At 63.1% G+C, this 17,106-nt stretch carries 13 protein-coding genes; 7 read left to right on the top strand and 6 right to left on the bottom strand.

Features of this window, described 5'->3' with window-relative positions; genetic code table 11:
- Positions 1–72 precede the first annotated feature (72 nt).
- Positions 73–753: a heavy metal response regulator transcription factor gene (locus tag KI242_RS10390; protein WP_041116967.1), complete on the top strand. Its 681-nt coding sequence runs from the start codon at positions 73–75 to the stop codon at positions 751–753.
- Entirely contained in the window at positions 753–2,114 is a 1,362-nt protein-coding gene (locus tag KI242_RS10385; RefSeq protein ID WP_280517145.1) for a heavy metal sensor histidine kinase, read from the top strand. Before KI242_RS10390 ends, KI242_RS10385 begins: the two co-directional genes overlap by 1 nt.
- A gap of 69 nt (positions 2,115–2,183) precedes the next feature.
- Here KI242_RS10385 and KI242_RS10380 read toward each other — a convergent pair whose 3' ends face one another.
- From KI242_RS10380 to KI242_RS10370, 3 genes are all read right to left on the bottom strand, one after another.
- The gene (locus KI242_RS10380; RefSeq protein WP_212806083.1) at positions 2,184–3,428 is read right to left on the bottom strand and encodes a lipoprotein-releasing ABC transporter permease subunit; all 1,245 of its coding nucleotides are present in this window, start codon (positions 3,426–3,428) and stop codon (positions 2,184–2,186) included.
- 71 nt (positions 3,429–3,499) lie between these two features.
- Positions 3,500–4,183: a lipoprotein-releasing ABC transporter ATP-binding protein LolD gene (gene lolD / locus KI242_RS10375; RefSeq protein ID WP_015634822.1), complete on the bottom strand. Its 684-nt coding sequence runs from the start codon at positions 4,181–4,183 to the stop codon at positions 3,500–3,502.
- A gap of 7 nt (positions 4,184–4,190) precedes the next feature.
- Positions 4,191–5,441, bottom strand: coding sequence for a lipoprotein-releasing ABC transporter permease subunit (locus KI242_RS10370; RefSeq protein WP_053157167.1), 1,251 nt, complete (start codon positions 5,439–5,441; stop codon positions 4,191–4,193).
- A gap of 94 nt (positions 5,442–5,535) precedes the next feature.
- Here KI242_RS10370 and KI242_RS10365 point away from each other — a divergent pair, with 94 nt between their 5' ends.
- Positions 5,536–6,123 carry a PilZ domain-containing protein gene (locus tag KI242_RS10365; protein WP_053150140.1) on the top strand — a complete coding sequence of 196 codons (588 nt, stop codon included), beginning with the start codon at positions 5,536–5,538 and terminating at the stop codon, positions 6,121–6,123.
- A gap of 50 nt (positions 6,124–6,173) precedes the next feature.
- Positions 6,174–6,896 carry a glycerophosphodiester phosphodiesterase family protein gene (locus tag KI242_RS10360; RefSeq protein WP_041116963.1) on the top strand — a complete coding sequence of 241 codons (723 nt, stop codon included), beginning with the start codon at positions 6,174–6,176 and terminating at the stop codon, positions 6,894–6,896.
- Positions 6,897–6,938: 42 nt separating this feature from the next.
- On the opposite strand, the gene sthA is transcribed toward KI242_RS10360, so the two are convergent.
- Together sthA and KI242_RS10350 are read right to left on the bottom strand one after the other, a co-directional pair.
- A complete protein-coding gene (gene sthA, locus KI242_RS10355; RefSeq protein WP_011060278.1) occupies positions 6,939–8,333 on the bottom strand; it encodes a Si-specific NAD(P)(+) transhydrogenase in 1,395 nt (464 codons plus the stop codon).
- A gap of 201 nt (positions 8,334–8,534) precedes the next feature.
- Positions 8,535–9,509 (bottom strand): FAD:protein FMN transferase, encoded by a 975-nt coding sequence (locus KI242_RS10350; protein ID WP_212806367.1) that lies wholly within the window; start codon positions 9,507–9,509, stop codon positions 8,535–8,537.
- A gap of 328 nt (positions 9,510–9,837) precedes the next feature.
- On the opposite strand from KI242_RS10350, the gene KI242_RS10345 reads away from it, so the two are divergent.
- Positions 9,838–11,136: an MFS transporter gene (locus KI242_RS10345; RefSeq protein ID WP_011060276.1), complete on the top strand. Its 1,299-nt coding sequence runs from the start codon at positions 9,838–9,840 to the stop codon at positions 11,134–11,136.
- 116 nt (positions 11,137–11,252) lie between these two features.
- On the opposite strand, the gene KI242_RS10340 is transcribed toward KI242_RS10345, so the two are convergent.
- The gene (locus tag KI242_RS10340; protein ID WP_011060275.1) at positions 11,253–12,716 is read right to left on the bottom strand and encodes a glyceraldehyde-3-phosphate dehydrogenase; all 1,464 of its coding nucleotides are present in this window, start codon (positions 12,714–12,716) and stop codon (positions 11,253–11,255) included.
- A 353-nt stretch (positions 12,717–13,069) separates the two neighbouring features.
- Between KI242_RS10340 and mfd the strand changes: the two genes are divergently transcribed.
- Both mfd and KI242_RS10330 read left to right on the top strand, forming a co-directional pair.
- Positions 13,070–16,519 carry a transcription-repair coupling factor gene (mfd, locus tag KI242_RS10335; RefSeq protein WP_015634818.1) on the top strand — a complete coding sequence of 1,150 codons (3,450 nt, stop codon included), beginning with the start codon at positions 13,070–13,072 and terminating at the stop codon, positions 16,517–16,519.
- 10 nt (positions 16,520–16,529) lie between these two features.
- Positions 16,530–17,096: a CsiV family protein gene (locus KI242_RS10330; RefSeq protein ID WP_011060273.1), complete on the top strand. Its 567-nt coding sequence runs from the start codon at positions 16,530–16,532 to the stop codon at positions 17,094–17,096.
- Positions 17,097–17,106 lie beyond the last annotated feature (10 nt).

Below are 17,106 nucleotides of genomic sequence, written 5' to 3'. Positions count from 1 at the left end.
CTTTGTCAGCTTGCACTGCCCTGGCCTGCTGCACGGTATAAAGCCCGGGTTCCAACCGCCACGAGTCCCACCATGAAACTGCTGATCGTCGAAGACCAACCCAAAACCGGCCACTACCTGCGCCAGGGCCTGAGCGAGGCCGGCTTCAACGCCGAACTGGTGGCCGACGGCAGCACCGGCCAGCACCTGGCCCTAACCGGCGACTACGCTCTGCTGATTCTCGACGTGATGCTGCCGGGTCGCGACGGCTGGCAGATCCTCCAGGCGGTGCGCAGCGCCGGGCTGGAGATGCCGGTACTGTTCCTCACCGCCCGGGATGCCGTGCAAGACCGGGTGCACGGCCTGGAACTGGGGGCCGACGACTACCTGGTCAAGCCTTTTGCCTTCTCCGAACTGCTGGCCCGGGTCCGCAGCCTGCTGCGCCGGGGCAGCGCCGTGGCCCAGGAAACCAGCCTGCAACTGGCAGACCTGCGCCTGGACCTGATCCGCCGCCGGGTAGAACGCGGCAGCCAGCGCATCGACCTGACCGCCAAGGAATTCGCCCTGCTGGAAATGCTCCTGCGGCGCCAGGGCGAAGTCCTGCCCAAGTCGCTGATTGCCTCCCAGGTCTGGGACATGAATTTCGACAGCGATACCAACGTCATCGAAGTAGCCATCCGCCGCCTGCGCCTGAAGATCGACGACGATTTCCCGAACAAACTGATCCATACCGTACGCGGCATGGGCTACGTGCTCGAAGAGCGCCAGGCCTGATGCGCCGCCTGTCCCTGAGCGGGCGCCTGGCGCTGCTGTTCGCCGCCTGCACCGCAGTGGTCTCATTGTTGGCGGGGGTGTTGTTCAGCCGCGCCAGCGAAGCCCATTTCATCGAACTGGATCAGCAACTGCTGGACGGCAAGCTGCTGGCCCTGCGCAGCGCCTTGCAGGATGTCAACGAGGCCGGGGACTTCCCCCCGCGCCAGGCCAGGCTGCAGGACGAACTGAGCCACCAGCCGGACCTGCAGCTACGAGTCGGCGACGCCAATGGCCAGCTCTGGTTCGACAGCGCCCCCGGCCTGCCCGCCTCTCTGCCTGGCGGTGCCGGCCTGCGCAGCCTGGAGCAGGCCGGCACCGCCTACCGTCTCTACACAGCAGCGCTGAATCCCGGCCAGGCGGCCTCGCCGCAATTGACCCTGATCCTCGACATCACCCATCACCAGCACTTTCTGCAGCGCATGCAACACCTGATCTGGCTCACCGTGGGCCTCTCGGCCCTGGCCACTGCCCTGCTCGGCGCCTGGGCCGCCCGCAGTGGCCTGCGCCCGTTGCGGCGCATGGGCGCGGTGGCCGCCGGGGTCTCCGCCAGTTCCCTGACCCAGCGCCTGCCCCAGGAACAGATGCCCGCCGAGCTGGCGGAACTGGCCAGCAGCTTCAACGCCATGCTGGGCCGTCTTGAAGAGTCGTTTCAGCGCCTCTCGGCATTTTCCGCCGACATCGCCCATGAACTGCGCACCCCTTTGTCGAACCTGCTGACCCACACCCAGGTCACCCTGACCCGCCCCCGGCCGCTGGAGGACTATCGCGAAGCCCTGCACAGCAACCTGGAGGAGCTGCAATGGATGGCGCAACTGGTCAATGACATGCTGTACCTGGCCAAGGCCGACCACGGCTTGCTTACACCCAGGCGCGAAGCGCTGGAGCTGGCCCAGGAAACCGACATGCTGCTGGAGTTCTATGGCCCCCTGGCCGAAGACGCACAGATCGAACTGACCCGTGAAGGCCAGGCCGGCTTTGCCGGGGACCGCAGCATGCTGCGCCGGGCATTGTCCAACCTGCTGGACAATGCCCTGCGCTTCACGCCGGCCGGGGGCGCGGTCAAGGTGCGCATCAACGAAAGTGCCGGGCACCTGAGCCTGAGCATCGAGAATACCGGCGAAGGGATCGCCAAGGATGTACTGCCGCGCCTGTTCGACCGTTTCTACCGGGCCGACCCGGCACGGCGCGAAGGCAGCAGTGAACATGCGGGGTTGGGGTTGGCGATCACTCAGTCGATCATTCGTGCCCACGGCGGGCAGATCCGATGCGAATCGGCAGCGGGCTGGACCCGTTTCGTGATCGAGTTGCCAAGGCAGGATTGAAGGACTGTTCGCCGGCCAGCCGGCTCCTGCACCAATCGGACAGGAGCCGGCGGCCGGCGAAAGCGGGTCTCAGGAGTAGCGCAAAGCGTGGGCCGGCTCGACCTTGGACGCGCGCCAGGCCGGATACACGGTCGCCAGGAAGCTCAGAACGAAGCCGGCACCACAGATCAGCACCACGTCGCCGCCCTGCAGTTCAGAAGGCAGGTTACTGACGAAATACACATCGGAGCTGAAGATCTGCTGGCCGCTGATTCTTTCCAGCCAGCCCACCAGCTCACTCACGTTCAGTGCCGCGATTACCCCCAGCACCCCACCGATCAGGGTGCCGACGATACCGATCACCGTCCCCTGGACCATGAAGATCGCCATGATCTGCCGTGGTGTGGCGCCGATGGTGCGCAGGATCGCGATGTCCGCCCCCTTGTCATTCACCACCATGATCAAGGTGGCGATGATGTTGAATGCCGCCACCGCCACGATCATCAGCAGCAACAGGCCGATCATGGTCTTTTCCATCTTCATCGCGCTGAACAGGCTGCCCTGGGTGTGAGTCCAGTCATCGGCGCGGAAGTCCGCCCCCAGGCCCTCGGCGATATCCGCCGAGACCTTTGGCGCGGCATACAGGTCCTTGACCGCCAGGCGCACGCTCTGCACCTGGTTCGGCTGCCAGTGCTGCATTTCTGCAGCATCGGCCACATGAATCAGGCCCATGGAGCCATCCAGCTCGGCCCCCACCTTGAATACCCCAACCACGTTGAGGCGTTGCATGCGCGGGGTGATCCCCCCCGGTGCAGTGCTCACTTCAGGCACGATCAGGGTCAGCTTGTCGCCGACGTTCAGGCGAAAGCGCCGGGCCGTGATCTCGCCGATCACCACGCCGAACTCGCCAGGTTTCAGGTCTTGCAGGCTGCCCTGGACAATATGCTGGGCAACGATGGACACCTTGCCTTCCTGGGCCGGATCGATGCCGCTGATCTGGATCGGCTGCATCGCCCCCTTGTAGGAGAGCATGCCCTCCATCTCGGTAAAGGGCACCGCGGCGGTGACTTCCGGATTCTTCAGGGCCGCCGCGGCCACCGGCTGCCAGTCATCGATGGGCTTGACCCCAACGATAGTGGCGTGGGGCACCATGCCGAGGATGCGCGAGCTCATTTCCCGCTGGAAGCCGTTCATCACCGACAGCACCACGATCATCGCCAACACGCCCAGGGCGAGGCCGATCATCGAGGTCATGGAAATGAACGAGACAAAACGATTGCGCCGCTTGGCGCGGGTGTAGCGCGTGCCGATAAAGATCGATAAAGGTCTGAACATGGGCAAGGCACCCTGGAAAGATTAATGACCCGGCATCGACAGCCCAGCCGCCGACGCCGTGTGCGGGCGCATCAGATGGCGACCAGGTGACCTTCTTGCAGGTGCAGTACGCGGTCCATCTGTCGAGCCAGGTTCATGTCGTGGGTCACCACCAGGAAGGCGGTGCGCATCGAGGTACTGAGCTCCAGCATCAGGTCCTGAATTCCCTGGGCCGTGTGCGAGTCGAGGTTGCCGGTGGGCTCATCGAGCATCACCAGCCCCGGCTTGTTCACCAGCGCCCGGGCAATGGCCACCCGCTGGCGCTCGCCACCGGACAGCTCGGCCGGTTTGTGCTCCAGCCGATGGCCGAGCCCGACCCGCTCCAGCAGCGCGGTGGCACGCTGACGGGCTTCCGGGATCGGCGTGCGGCCAATCAGCAGCGGCATGCAGACGTTCTCCAGCGCGGTGAACTCCGGCAGCAGATGGTGGAACTGGTAGACGAAGCCCAGGGCGCGGTTGCGCAACTGGCCGCGGGCCTTCTCGCCCAGCGCCGAAAGCTCCTCGCCCGCCAGCCAGACGCTGCCCTTGGATGGCGTATCCAGGCCGCCCAGCAGGTTGAGCAAGGTACTCTTGCCCGAGCCGGAAGTGCCGACGATGGCCACTCGCTCACCCGGGTGCAGCTCCAGTTGCAGGCCAGACAGGACCACCACCGATTCCGGGCCTTCCTCATAGGACTTGCCCAGGTCGCGGCAGCTCAGGATTGCTTTTTCACTCATGCCCAACTCACTCATAACGTAGCGCCTCCGCAGGCTGGGTGCGCGCCGCACGCCAGGCTGGATACAGGGTGGCGAGGAAACTCAGGACCAATGCCGCGCCGCAGACCATCAACACATCCTCGGCCATCAGTTGCGACGGCAGGTAGTCGATGAAATACACGTCGGCATTCAGGAATTTGTGGCCGATCAGGCCTTCAAGGGCGGAAATCGCGGCACTCACGTTCAGCGCCGCCAGCATCCCCAGCACAGCACCGATCAAGGTGCCGACCACGCCGATCACCGTGCCCTGGACCATGAAGATCGCCATGATGGTTCCCGGCGTCGCCCCCAGGGTGCGGAGAATGGCGATATCGCCCTTCTTGTCGTTCACCACCATCACCAGGGTCGAGATGATGTTGAACGCGGCCACCGCGACGATCAGCAGCAGCAACAGGCCGATCATGGCTTTTTCCATGCGGATGGCCTGGTACAGGTTGCCGTGGGTACGGGTCCAGTCGCGGGCGTAATAGTGGTTCTCACCCAGCTGCTGGGCGATTTCCCAGGCGGTGCGCGGGGCCTGGAACAGGTCGTCGAACTTCAGCCGCAGGCCTTGTACCTGATCCGCCTTCCAGCGGTGCAGGCGACCCAGGTCATGGAGGTTGGTCAGGCCCAGGTAGCCGTCGATCTCGCCGGCGCCGACATGGAAGATGCCCACCACGGTAAAACGCTTCATCCGTGGGAACATCCCGGCCGGGGTCACCGTGACTTCCGGGGCGACGAAGGTCAGCTTGTCTCCCAGGCCGACACCCAGCTTGGTTGCCGCCTTGTCACCAATGACAATGCCGAAGCTACCGGGCGCCAGCGCGTCCAACTGCCCCTGCTGCATGAAGTGGTCGATGATCGACACCTGCCGCTCCTGCTCAGGGTCGATGGCATTGAGCAGCACCTTCTGCACCTGGCCATTGTTGGTCAACAGGCCCTGCATCTGGGTGAACGGTGCCACCGCCAGCACTTTGGGGTTCTGCTTGACCTTGTCGGCCAGGCTTTGCCAGTCGCTGATGGGTTCGCCGGATTCGATGGTGGCGTGGGGCACCATGCCCAGCACGCGGGTGCGCATTTCATGATCGAAGCCGTTCATCACCGACAGCACCACGATCATCACGATCACGCCAAGGGCGAGTCCGATCATCGAAGTCAGGGAAATGAATGACACAAAATGATTGCGACGCTTTGCACGGGTGTAACGCGTGCCGATAAAAGCAAACAGAGGTCTGAACATGTCGGGGCTTGTGCAGAGGAAAAGAAGACGTCCTTGTGGCGGGGCCTGGTAAGCAGCTTTACACTCAGACCACTGCCTCTACCATGGGTTCGCCATGTCGACATTAGATGAAGAAGATCGCCGCGAATACTACCGTATCGAGGACACGATCGCACTGGAAATTAGCCCCTTGTCCGCCCTCGACGCGGCGAGCAAGGAAGTGTTGCAGGATGAGTCCCCACTGTTCAATCTGCTCAGTGAACTGCACCTGAGCGAGTTCGAATCCCAGCATCTGCTGCGCCAGGTCAGCGAGCGCGATCGCACCCTGGCCAGCTACCTCAAGGCCATGAACAAACGCATCGACCTGCTCAGCCAGGTGGTGGCGCAAACGGTGTTCGGCAAGTTCGGCGAGCCGCAGCGGATCATTCTGTCCGAGGGCGGCATCGAATTCAGCCATCACCAGTGCTACCCAACCGGCAGCCATCTGGCGGTGAAGCTGTTGCTGATGCCGCAGGCCCTGGGCCTGCTGCTGCGGGCCAAGGTCACCCACTGCGAGCCCCAGAGCTTTGGCACCTTCGAGATCGGCACCGAGTTCGAAGCATTGACCGATGCCCAACGCCAGCTGCTGGCGCGCTATATCCTGCAGAAACAGGCCCAGCAACGCCGCCAGGCCCGGGAACAGAGCGACCCCGCCGCCGGCTGAGCAGTACGCCCGACCCTCTCTTAAGGAACAACATCCGTGAAGGAGCAATTGTGACCCTGATCTATGGCCATCGCGGCGCTAAAGGCGAAGCACCGGAAAATACCCTGACCAGCTTTCAGGAGTGCCTCAAGCACGGCGTGCGCCGTTGCGAGCTCGACTTGCACCTGTCCATGGACGGCGAGTTGATGGTGATCCACGACCCGACCCTCAAGCGCACCACAGACCGGCGCGGCAAAGTGGTGGAGCATTGCGCCGCCGAGCTGGTGACCTACGACGCGCGCAAGGGCGGCCCGGGCTGGGTCAACCCCTGCCCCATTCCGCGCCTGGAAGAGCTGTTCGAGAAATGCGACTTCGAGCACTGGCAGCTGGAGGTCAAGAGCGCCTCGCGCACCCGCGCCGCCACCACGGTGCTGGCGATTCGCGAAATGGCCCAGCGTTTCGGCCTGTTAGACAAGGTCACCGTGACCTCAAGTTCTCGGGAAGTATTGAAGGCCGCCGTGGAGCTGACCCCGGACCTGTCCCGCGGACTGGTCGCCGAATACGCCTGGCTCGACCCATTGAAGGTCGCCCAGAGCTATGGCTGCGAGATTCTGGCGTTGAACTGGACGCTGTGCACCCCAGAGCGTCTGCAACGGGCGCAGCGTCAGGGTTTGCATGTGTCGGTATGGACGGTCAACGAGCCTGCGCTGATGCGAAGGCTCGCCGACTTCGGCGTAGATAGCCTGATTACAGACTTTCCCGGTTTGGCCAGCGCCACCCTCGAGAATCGCTGAAATCGGTCTCCCCGGCCGGCTCAGGCCACCGGCCGGAGCCGCTCAAAAAAGCCGGTTGAGGCCATCGTATGCCGCTACCCGATAGGCTTCGGCCATGGTCGGGTAGTTGAAGGTGGTGTTGACGAAGTACTTCAGGGTGTTGAGCTCGCCCGGCTGGCTCATGATCGCCTGGCCGATGTGCACGATCTCCGAAGCCTGGTAGCCGAAGCAATGGACGCCGAGGACTTCCAGGGTTTCCCGGTGGAACAGGATCTTCAGCATGCCTTGAGGCTCGCCGGCGATCTGCGCACGGGCCATGCCCTTGAAGAACGCCTTGCCCACCTCGTAAGGCACCTTGGCCTGGGTCAGTTCCTGCTCGTTCTTGCCGATGGAGCTGATCTCGGGAATGGTGTAGATCCCGGTCGGCACGTCGTTGACGAAGCGCCAGCTGCCGTTGTCGACAATGCTGCCGGCCGCGGAACGACCCTGGTCGTGGGCGGCACTGGCCAGGCTCGGCCAGCCGATCACGTCACCGGCCCCGTAGATGTTCGGCACGCAGGTGCGGTAGTTCTCGTCGACTTCGATCTGGCCGCGGCTGTTGACCTTGACCCCGATGTTCTCCATGCCCAGCTTGTCGGTATTGCCGGTACGGCCGTTGCACCAGAGCAAGGCGTCGGCCTTGATCTTCTTGCCGGACTTGAGGTGCAGGATCACGCCGTTGTCCACACCTTCAACGCGGTCGTATTCCTCGTTGTGGCGCACGGTGATGTTGTTGTTGCTGAAGTGGTAGCTCAGGGCCTGGGAGATTTCCGAATCCAGGAAGCTCAGCAACTGGCCGCGGTTGTCCACCAGCTCCACCAGAACCCCCAGGCCACTGAAGATCGAGGCGTATTCGCAACCGATGACCCCGGCGCCATAGACGATGAGTTTGCGCGGGGTATGGCCGAGGCTGAGGATGGTGTCGCTATCGTAGATACGCGGGTGGCTGAAATCGATATCCGCGGGGCGATAGGGGCGCGAGCCGGTGGCAATGATGATGTGCTTGGCTACCAGCTTTTCCACCACGCCGTTGGCGCAGACCACTTCCACGGTCTGCTCGTCGGCGAAGCTGCCAGTGCCGAAGAACACATCGACCCGGTTGCGGGCGTAGTAGCCGGTACGCGAGGCCACTTGCTTGGAGATGACCTTCTCGGCGCTCTTGAGCACGTCCGGGAAGGAGAACCAGCGCGGCTCGCCAATGGCCCGGAACATCGGGTTGGTGTTGAACTGCATGATCTGCCGGACCGAGTGACGCAGGGCCTTGGACGGGATGGTACCCAGGTGGGTGCAGTTGCCGCCGACCTGGCGACGGCTATCGACCATCGCCACTTTGCGTCCTGCTTTCGCGGCGTTCATCGCCGCACCTTCTCCAGCGGGGCCTGAGCCCAGCACCACTACGTCGTAGTTGTAGACAGCCATGCGTACTCCTCAGAACAGGCCGAGACACCCTTCTGGCGTCTCCGGCTAAATCATGCCGCGGCCAGCGGCATGAAGGATCAATTTGGCTCGGTTACGAACCCGGGCACAGTCTATAGAAGCGTCAACGCCGCGCACATTAACCCTTGGTCGCGTCGTAGGCTACTTTTGCCTGCACTACAGGCTGTGCAACAGCGCACCAGGTTATTGTTTTTGCCCGGCCAGCAGCGCATCGAAAGCCGGGTTGCTGCGTGTGACGAAACCTGTAGCGCTGCGCATCACAAAAAATCCGGCGATGCCGTGTTTTTCCGCGTAGCCCCAGCCCGCCTCCGGGCCGAGTATCAGCAACAGCGTCGACAGGCCATCGGCCATCAACGCCGAAGGATGAATCACCGTTACCGAGGCCAACGGGTGGGCGATGGGTTGGCCGAGCCGGGCATCGAAGGTATGGGAGTAACGCCGGCCGTCCTGCTCGAAGTAATTACGGTAGTCGCCGGAAGTGGAAACGCCAAGACCATCCAGGGCGATCACCCGCTGGGCTACCTGCTGGTCATCACGCGGCTCCTCCAGGGCTATCCGCCATGGTGAGTCGTCGGGCTTGCGACCCACGGCCTTGAGCTCACCGGTGGCTTCGGCAAGGAAGCTGTCGATCCCCAGTTGCGTGAGCCGGGCAGCGATGCGGTCCACCGCATAGCCGGCGGCGATGCTGTTGAAATCCACCTCCACCGGCGCATCCTTGCACAGCTCCTGCCCTTCGATACGCAGGTGAGCGTGCCCTACCCGCTGCCGCACCTCAGCCAGGGCTGACGCGCCGGGAACCTTTTCCTCGCGCCCCTGAGGGCCAAAACCCCAGAGATCCAGCAGCGGTTCCACTGTCAGGTCGAAGGCGCCATCGCTGTCCCGGGACAACTGCTCACCCACTCGCACCAACTGCAACACCGGCTCCGGCATCGGCTGGCAGCTATCGGCGGGCAAGGCGTTGAAACGCTCGATGTCCGAATCGCTGCGATAGGTGGACATCTGCCCGTCGACCTCGGCCAGAATCCCCTCGACCTCAGCCTGTACCAGCGACGGCGCCGGCCCCTGGGCGTGGCGCACATACTGCACCGACCAGGTGCTGCCCATGGTCGGCCCGGAGAGGCTTTCCAGGCGCTCGCCGCCACAACCGGCCAACAGCACCAGCGCGGCGTACAAAGCGCTCCATCGCGATCGTTGCTTACCCGACAAGGTGTTCCTCCCGATCAACCGCCCTGCTGGGCCAGCTGGCAGTACAAATGGCCATTATGCGACAGACGGAGGCCGCCTGCCCGGCGTCCCACCGCCTTGGCTACGGGCAGAACCTTGATCTAGAGCCGCCCTGCCACCCCAAGAGTTTTTGTTGCCGGATGGCTTTCATACACATATCGTTACAAAACTGTTCAGCGTGCAGCCTCGAGCCCCGACTTTGCAGTAAGGGACGCATAACGACCAGGGATTGCTAACAAGACAGCCAAAGTGAGTGAAAAAAATGTCCACGACCACGGGCAAAGGCAAGGCGATCTTTCGCGTTGTCAGCGGCAACTTTCTCGAGATGTTCGACTTCATGGTCTACGGCTTCTACGCCACGGCGATTGCCAAGACCTTCTTTCCTGCGGACAGCGCCTTCGCCTCGTTGATGCTGTCCCTGGCGACCTTTGGCGCGGGCTTCCTGATGCGCCCCCTGGGAGCGATTTTCCTCGGTGCCTACATTGACCGTCACGGCCGTCGCCAAGGCCTGATCATTACCCTGGCACTGATGGCCGCGGGCACCGTGCTGATTGCCTGCGTGCCGGGCTACGCCACCCTTGGCGTCGCCGCGCCCTTGCTGGTGCTGCTGGGTCGCCTGCTGCAGGGCTTTTCCGCCGGCGTCGAGCTGGGCGGGGTGTCGGTGTACCTGGCCGAAATCTCCACGCCGGGCCGCAAGGGCTTCTTCGTCAGTTGGCAGTCGGCCAGCCAACAGGCCGCAGTGGTCTTCGCCGGCCTGCTGGGCGTAGGCCTGAACCACTGGCTGAGCCCCGAGCAAATGGGTGACTGGGGCTGGCGCGTGCCGTTCCTGGTGGGCTGCATGATTGTTCCGGCGATCTTCATGATCCGTCGCTCCCTGGAAGAAACCCCGGAGTTCCAGGCCCGCAAGCATCGCCCTTCGCTGCAGGAAATCGTCCGTTCCATCGGCCAGAACTTCGGCATCGTCATCGCCGGCATGGCTCTGGTGGTGATGACCACCGTGTCCTTCTACCTGATCACCGCCTACACCCCGACCTTCGGCAAGGCCGAACTGCACCTGTCGGACTTCGACGCCCTGCTGGTAACCGTGTGCATCGGTCTGTCGAACTTCTTCTGGCTGCCGGTCATGGGGTCACTGTCGGACAAGATCGGCCGCAAGCCGCTGCTGCTGGGGGCGACCATCCTGGCAATCTTCACGGCTTATCCGGCACTGTCCTGGCTGGTGGCCAACCCCAGCTTCAGCCACCTGCTGATCGTCGAGCTGTGGCTGTCTTTCCTCTATGGCTCGTATAACGGCGCGATGGTGGTGGCCCTGACTGAAATCATGCCGGTGGAAGTGCGCACCACGGGTTTTTCCCTGGCCTACAGCCTGGCCACCGCGACCTTCGGCGGCTTTACCCCGGCAGCCTGCACCTACCTGATCCACGTCCTGGGCAATCAGGCGGCTCCGGGCATCTGGCTCAGTGGCGCGGCGGTGCTGGGGCTGATCGCCACCCTGGTGCTGTTCCGCGGTAATCGCCACGAACTGCGTACCGCGCAAGCGGCAACAGCGCGCGGCGCCTGAGACAAACGCTTCGCTGGCAAGCCAGCTCCTACGGGGTTGCGCCGACCTGGCTTGCCGGCGCAAGCCACAAACAAAAACGCCCCGACAAGTCGGGGCGTTTTCATTTCAGCAGTCGCTTAGCGTGGGAACGCTGGCGGGTTGACCCCGGCCATGTCTTCCATCACGCGCACTACCTGGCAGCTGTAACCGAACTCGTTGTCGTACCAGACGTACAGAACAACGCGGTTGTCCTGAACGATGGTCGCTTCAGCGTCGACCACACCGGCGTGACGCGAGCCCACGAAGTCGGTGGACACCACTTCCTGCGAGTTGACGAAGTCGATCTGCTTGTGCAGGTCGGAGTGCAGCGCCATGTAGCGCAGGTACTCGTTCATCTCTTCACGGGTGGCGGCTTTCTCGAGGTTCAGGTTGAGAATGGCCATCGACACGTTTGGCGTCGGAACGCGGATCGCGTTACCGGTCAGCTTGCCGGCCAGCTCAGGCAGGGCCTTGGCAGCAGCAGTAGCAGCACCGGTCTCGGTGATCACCATGTTCAGCGCGGCGCTACGGCCACGGCGATCGCCCTTGTGGAAGTTGTCGATCAGGTTCTGGTCGTTGGTGTACGAGTGAACGGTTTCGACGTGACCGTTGATGATGCCGAACTTGTCATTCACAGCCTTCAGCACCGGCACGATGGCGTTGGTGGTGCAGGAAGCGGCGGACACGATCTTGTCGTCAGCGGTGATTTCGTTGTGGTTGATACCGTGAACGATGTTCTTCAGCTTGCCTTTGCCTGGCGCGGTCAGAACAACGCGATCGATACCCGGGCAGGCCAGGTGCTGGCCCAGACCGTCGGCGTCACGCCATACACCGGTGTTGTCCACCAGCAGAGCGTCCTTGATGCCGTACTGGGTGTAGTCCACCTCGGTCGGGTTCTTCGCGTAGATGACCTGGATCAGGTTACCGTTGGCGGTGATGGTGTTGTTTTCTTCGTCGATGGTGATGGTGCCGTTGAACGAACCGTGCACCGAGTCGCGACGCAGCAGGCTGGCGCGCTTGGTCAGGTCGTTTTCGGCGCCCTTGCGCACCACGATGGCGCGCAGACGCAGGCCGTCGCCACCACCGGTTTTCTCGATCAGGATGCGCGCCAGCAGACGGCCGATACGACCGAAGCCGTACAGGACTACGTCAGTGCCTTTGCGGGCCGAAGCATTTTGCTGGCCAACCACATCAGCCATTTCTTCGCGAACGAACTGCTCGGCGCTGCGGCCATTGCCTTCGTTACGGAATTTGAACGCCAACTTGCCCAGGTCTACCGATGCCGCGCCGAGCTTGAGCTCGCTCATGGCTTTAAGCAGAGGGAATGTTTCGTGGACGGAGAGTTCGCTATCGTCGGAGGAACGGTGGCGAGCAAAGCGGTGAGCTTTGAGAATCGCGATGACAGACTGGTTGATCAGGCTGCGGCCATAGATCGAGCTCACCACGTTGTTATTGCGGTAGAGCTGACCGATAAGCGGAATCATCGCTTCTGCGAGTGCTTCACGGTCGATCCATTCACCAAGACACTGGTCGGGCTTCTGAGTCACGGGAACCTTCCACATGTAGGGGCAGAAAAAAGGGGCTACATTATGCCGCCCAGTTCCTGTCGTAGCAATGCGCGCCTGTCGTGCGGAACGTAACAAAAAGCCCTTGCAAAAAAACACCACTGTGCTGGAGACCAGTAAAACCGCGGCTTCCAGCAGCGTCAATTTTTTGGACATCACACCAGCCTGTCTGTAACCCTCCGTAACACCAGCCACAATCGGCACTACATTTCAGGTCAAGAAGCGCATTTTGTTGTCATAGCCACTACATTTGCCCCAACCAGCGTATTAGACGCATCAGCCACTGACAGTGGCTGCCCGGGGCCGTTACAATTACCGACTTTGTCGCAACGCTTGGAGCTTGACCGTCCGTGCCCGTCCTGCGTCTACCGCTACTCCCTGCCGCCGCCGGCAAACAGCATTGGGGCAACTTGCCCGGTGCCGCCCTGAGCCTGGCCATCGCCGAAGCCGCCAGCGCTGCCAAGCGCTTCACCCTCCTGCTGACTGCCGACAGCCAAAGCGCTGACCGGCTGGAACAGGAGCTGAGCTTCTTCGCCCCGGATCTGCCGGTGCTGCATTTTCCTGACTGGGAAACCCTGCCCTACGACCTGTTCTCGCCGCACCAGGACATCATTTCCCAGCGCATCGCCAGCCTCTATCGGCTGCCGGAGCTGGAACATGGCGTGCTGGTGGTGCCGATCACCACTGCCCTGCACCGCCTGGCGCCCACCCAGTTCCTGCTGGGCAGCAGCCTGGTGCTGGACGTCGGCCAGAAGCTCGATGTGGAACAGATGCGCACCCGCCTGGAAGCCAGTGGTTACCGCTACGTGGACACCGTCTACGAACACGGCGAATTCACCGTGCGCGGCGCACTGATCGATCTGTTTCCCATGGGCAGCAAGCTGCCCTATCGCATCGACCTGTTCGACGACGAAATCGAGACCCTGCGCACCTTCGATCCGGAGAACCAGCGCTCCATCGACAAGGTCGACTCGGTGCGCCTGCTGCCGGCCAAGGAGTTCCCGCTGCAGAAAGAAGCGGTGACCCGCTTCAAGGCGCGCTTTCGCGAACGCTTCGATGTGGACTTCCGCCGCTGCCCGATCTTCCAGGACCTGAGCAGCGGGATTACCCCGGCCGGTATCGAGTACTACCTGCCGCTGTTCTTCGAAGAGACCTCGACCCTGTTCGACTACCTGCCCCAGGACACCCAGGTGTTTTCCCTGCCGGGCATCGAACAGGCCGCGGAAAACTTCTGGAACGATGTACGCAACCGCTATGAAGAGCGCCGCGTCGACCCTTCGCGCCCGCTCCTGCCCCCGGCCGAACTGTTCCTGCCAGTGGAAGACTGCTTCGCCCGGCTGAAGAACTGGCCGCGAGTGGTGGCCAGCCAGCAGGACATCGAAACCGGTGTCGGCCGCGAACGCTTCCCGGCCCACGAGCTGCCGAACCTGGCCATCGAAGCCAAGGCCAACCAGCCGCTGGCAGCACTTTCGGGCTTTCTCGACGAGTTCCCCGGGCGAGTGCTGTTCACCGCCGAATCCGCCGGCCGCCGGGAAGTGCTGCTGGAGCTGCTGGAGCGCCTCAAGCTGCGGCCCAAGACCGTCGACAGCTGGCCGGACTTCGTCGCCAGCAAGGAACGCCTGGCAATCACCATCGCCCCGTTGGACGAAGGCCTGGTGCTGGACGATCCGGCCCTGGCCCTGGTGGCCGAAAGCCCATTGTTCGGCCAGCGAGTAATGCAGCGTCGGCGCCGGGAAAAGCGCGCCGATGCCAACAACGACGCGGTGATCAAGAACCTCACCGAGCTGCGTGAAGGTGCTCCGGTGGTGCATATCGACCATGGCGTCGGTCGCTACCTGGGCCTGGCGACCCTGGAAATCGACAATCAGGTCGCCGAATTTCTCACTCTGGAATACGCCGAGGGCGCCAAGCTCTATGTGCCCGTGGCCAACCTGCACCTGATCGCCCGCTACACCGGCAGCGACGACGCCCTCGCGCCCCTGCATCGCCTGGGCTCGGAAGCCTGGCAGAAGGCCAAGCGCAAGGCTGCCGAACAGGTACGCGATGTGGCTGCCGAACTGCTGGACATCTATGCCCGTCGCGCCGCCCGCGAAGGCTATGCCTTTGCCGACCCGAAGGCCGACTACGCCACCTTCAGTGCCGGCTTCCCCTTCGAGGAAACCCCGGACCAGCAGAGCACCATCGAAGCGGTGCGCGAGGACATGCTGTCGGGCAAGCCCATGGACCGCCTGGTATGCGGCGACGTGGGCTTCGGCAAGACCGAAGTGGCCATGCGCGCGGCCTTCATCGCGGTCCACGGCGGCAAGCAAGTGGCGATCCTGGTGCCCACCACCCTGCTCGCCCAGCAGCACTACAACAGCTTCCGCGACCGCTTCGCCGACTGGCCGGTGACCGTGGAAGTGATGAGCCGCTTCAAGTCCACCAAGGAAGTGAATGCTGCGGTGGCGGACCTCGCCGAAGGCAAGATCGATATCGTCATCGGCACCCACAAGCTGTTGCAGGACGATGTGAAGATCAAGAACCTGGGGCTGGTGATCATCGACGAAGAACACCGTTTCGGGGTGCGCCAGAAAGAGCAGCTCAAGGCGCTGCGCAGCGAAGTCGACATCCTGACCCTGACCGCCACGCCGATCCCGCGGACCCTGAACATGGCCGTCTCGGGCATGCGCGATCTGTCGATCATCGCCACCCCGCCGGCCCGGCGCCTGTCGGTGCGCACCTTCGTCATGGAGCAGAACAAGAGCACGGTCAAAGAGGCCCTGCTGCGCGAACTGCTGCGTGGCGGCCAGGTGTACTACCTGCACAACGACGTGAAGACCATCGAGAAATGCGCCGCCGACCTGGCCGAACTGGTGCCCGAGGCGCGGATCGGCATCGGCCACGGGCAGATGCGCGAACGCGAACTCGAACAGGTGATGAGCGACTTCTATCACAAGCGCTTCAACGTGCTGATCGCCTCGACCATCATCGAGACCGGCATCGACGTGCCCAGCGCCAACACCATCATCATCGAGCGCGCCGACAAGTTCGGCCTGGCCCAGTTGCACCAGTTGCGCGGTCGGGTCGGGCGCAGCCACCACCAGGCCTACGCATACCTCTTGACGCCACCGCGCCAGCAGATCACCCCGGACGCGGAAAAACGCCTGGAGGCCATCGCCAACACCCAGGACCTGGGAGCCGGCTTCGTCCTGGCCACCAACGACCTGGAGATCCGTGGCGCTGGCGAACTGCTGGGCGACGGCCAGAGCGGGCAGATCCAGGCCGTGGGCTTCACCCTCTACATGGAAATGCTCGAACGCGCGGTGAAGGCCATCCGCAAGGGCGAACAACCGAACCTCGACCAGCCACTGGGTGGCGGCCCGGAAATCAACCTGCGCTTGCCGGCACTGATTCCCGAGGACTACCTGCCGGACGTGCACGCGCGCCTGATCCTCTACAAGCGCATCGCTTCCGCCACCGACGAGGACGGCCTGAAGGACCTGCAAGTGGAGATGATCGACCGCTTCGGCCTGCTGCCGGAGCCGACCAAGAACCTGATCCGCCTGACGCTGCTCAAACTCCAGGCCGAGCAACTGGGGATCAAGAAGGTCGACGGCGGCCCACAAGGCGGCCGCATCGAGTTCGCCGCAGATACACCGGTAGACCCACTGGCCTTGATCAAACTGATCCAGGGCCAGCCCAAACGCTACAAATTCGAAGGCGCAACCCTGTTCAAGTTCATGGTGCCGATGGAGCGCCCGGAAGAGCGCTTTAATACATTGGAGGCACTGTTTGAGCGCCTCACCCCGAAATCTGCTTGAAGGACGCCCCATGCGCCTGTTCCGCTCCCTGACCCTGCTCGTGGCCCTGGTCGCGCCAACGGCCTTTGCCGATGACCTGTACCAGGTGGAAATGATCCTCGTACGGCAGAACGCCGAGCCGCTGATCGTCAGCCGTGCAGCCCCCGAAGACTGGGCCGCCGGCGCTCAACGGCTGAGCCCGGACAGCCTGCGTACCCCAGCCCTGGGCAGCATCGTGGAAAAGCTCGGCGCCAGCGGCAGCTACAGCGTGCTGTTGCACAAGGCCTGGCAACAGACCCTGGGGGAAACCCCGGTAAAGGTTGCCCTCAGCGATGGCCCGGAACAGTTCGGCCAGTTCCCCATCGAAGGCACCCTGAGCCTGAAGCTAGGGCGCTTCACCGATGTGGACGCGGACTTCTGGGTCAACCAGATCGACAGCAACGGCCTGGTCACCAGCAGCGAGCGCCTGAAACAGCAGAGCCATACCAAGAATGGCCAGCTCAACTACCTGGACAACGGCCACCTGGCGCTACTGATCAAGATCACCTCGCTGACCGCACCGGCACCGCGCCCCGCTCCAACTGAAATTCCGGACTGATCGAAGTCCC

Origin of the sequence: Pseudomonas sp. Eqa60, from assembly GCF_018326405.1 — a bacterium.
Classification (GTDB): Bacteria; Pseudomonadota; Gammaproteobacteria; order Pseudomonadales; family Pseudomonadaceae; genus Aquipseudomonas; species Aquipseudomonas protegens.
This window is presented reverse-complemented; position numbering and strand designations above follow the sequence as displayed.

What these genes read in the sequence shown, in the direction of transcription:
- KI242_RS10370 (WP_053157167.1), bottom strand. Translation starts at nt 5,441, where the DNA reads ATGTTCAGACCTCTGTTTGCTTTTATCGGCACGCGTTACACCCGTGCA.
- KI242_RS10345 (WP_011060276.1), top strand. Translation starts at nt 9,838, where the DNA reads ATGTCCACGACCACGGGCAAAGGCAAGGCGATCTTTCGCGTTGTCAGC.
- KI242_RS10340 (WP_011060275.1), bottom strand. Translation starts at nt 12,716, where the DNA reads ATGTGGAAGGTTCCCGTGACTCAGAAGCCCGACCAGTGTCTTGGTGAA.
- KI242_RS10365 (WP_053150140.1), top strand. Translation starts at nt 5,536, where the DNA reads ATGTCGACATTAGATGAAGAAGATCGCCGCGAATACTACCGTATCGAG.
- KI242_RS10330 (WP_011060273.1), top strand. Translation starts at nt 16,530, where the DNA reads ATGCGCCTGTTCCGCTCCCTGACCCTGCTCGTGGCCCTGGTCGCGCCA.
- lolD (WP_015634822.1), bottom strand. Translation starts at nt 4,183, where the DNA reads ATGAGTGAAAAAGCAATCCTGAGCTGCCGCGACCTGGGCAAGTCCTAT.
- KI242_RS10380 (WP_212806083.1), bottom strand. Translation starts at nt 3,428, where the DNA reads ATGTTCAGACCTTTATCGATCTTTATCGGCACGCGCTACACCCGCGCC.
- KI242_RS10390 (WP_041116967.1), top strand. Translation starts at nt 73, where the DNA reads ATGAAACTGCTGATCGTCGAAGACCAACCCAAAACCGGCCACTACCTG.
- KI242_RS10385 (WP_280517145.1), top strand. Translation starts at nt 753, where the DNA reads ATGCGCCGCCTGTCCCTGAGCGGGCGCCTGGCGCTGCTGTTCGCCGCC.
- sthA (WP_011060278.1), bottom strand. Translation starts at nt 8,333, where the DNA reads ATGGCTGTCTACAACTACGACGTAGTGGTGCTGGGCTCAGGCCCCGCT.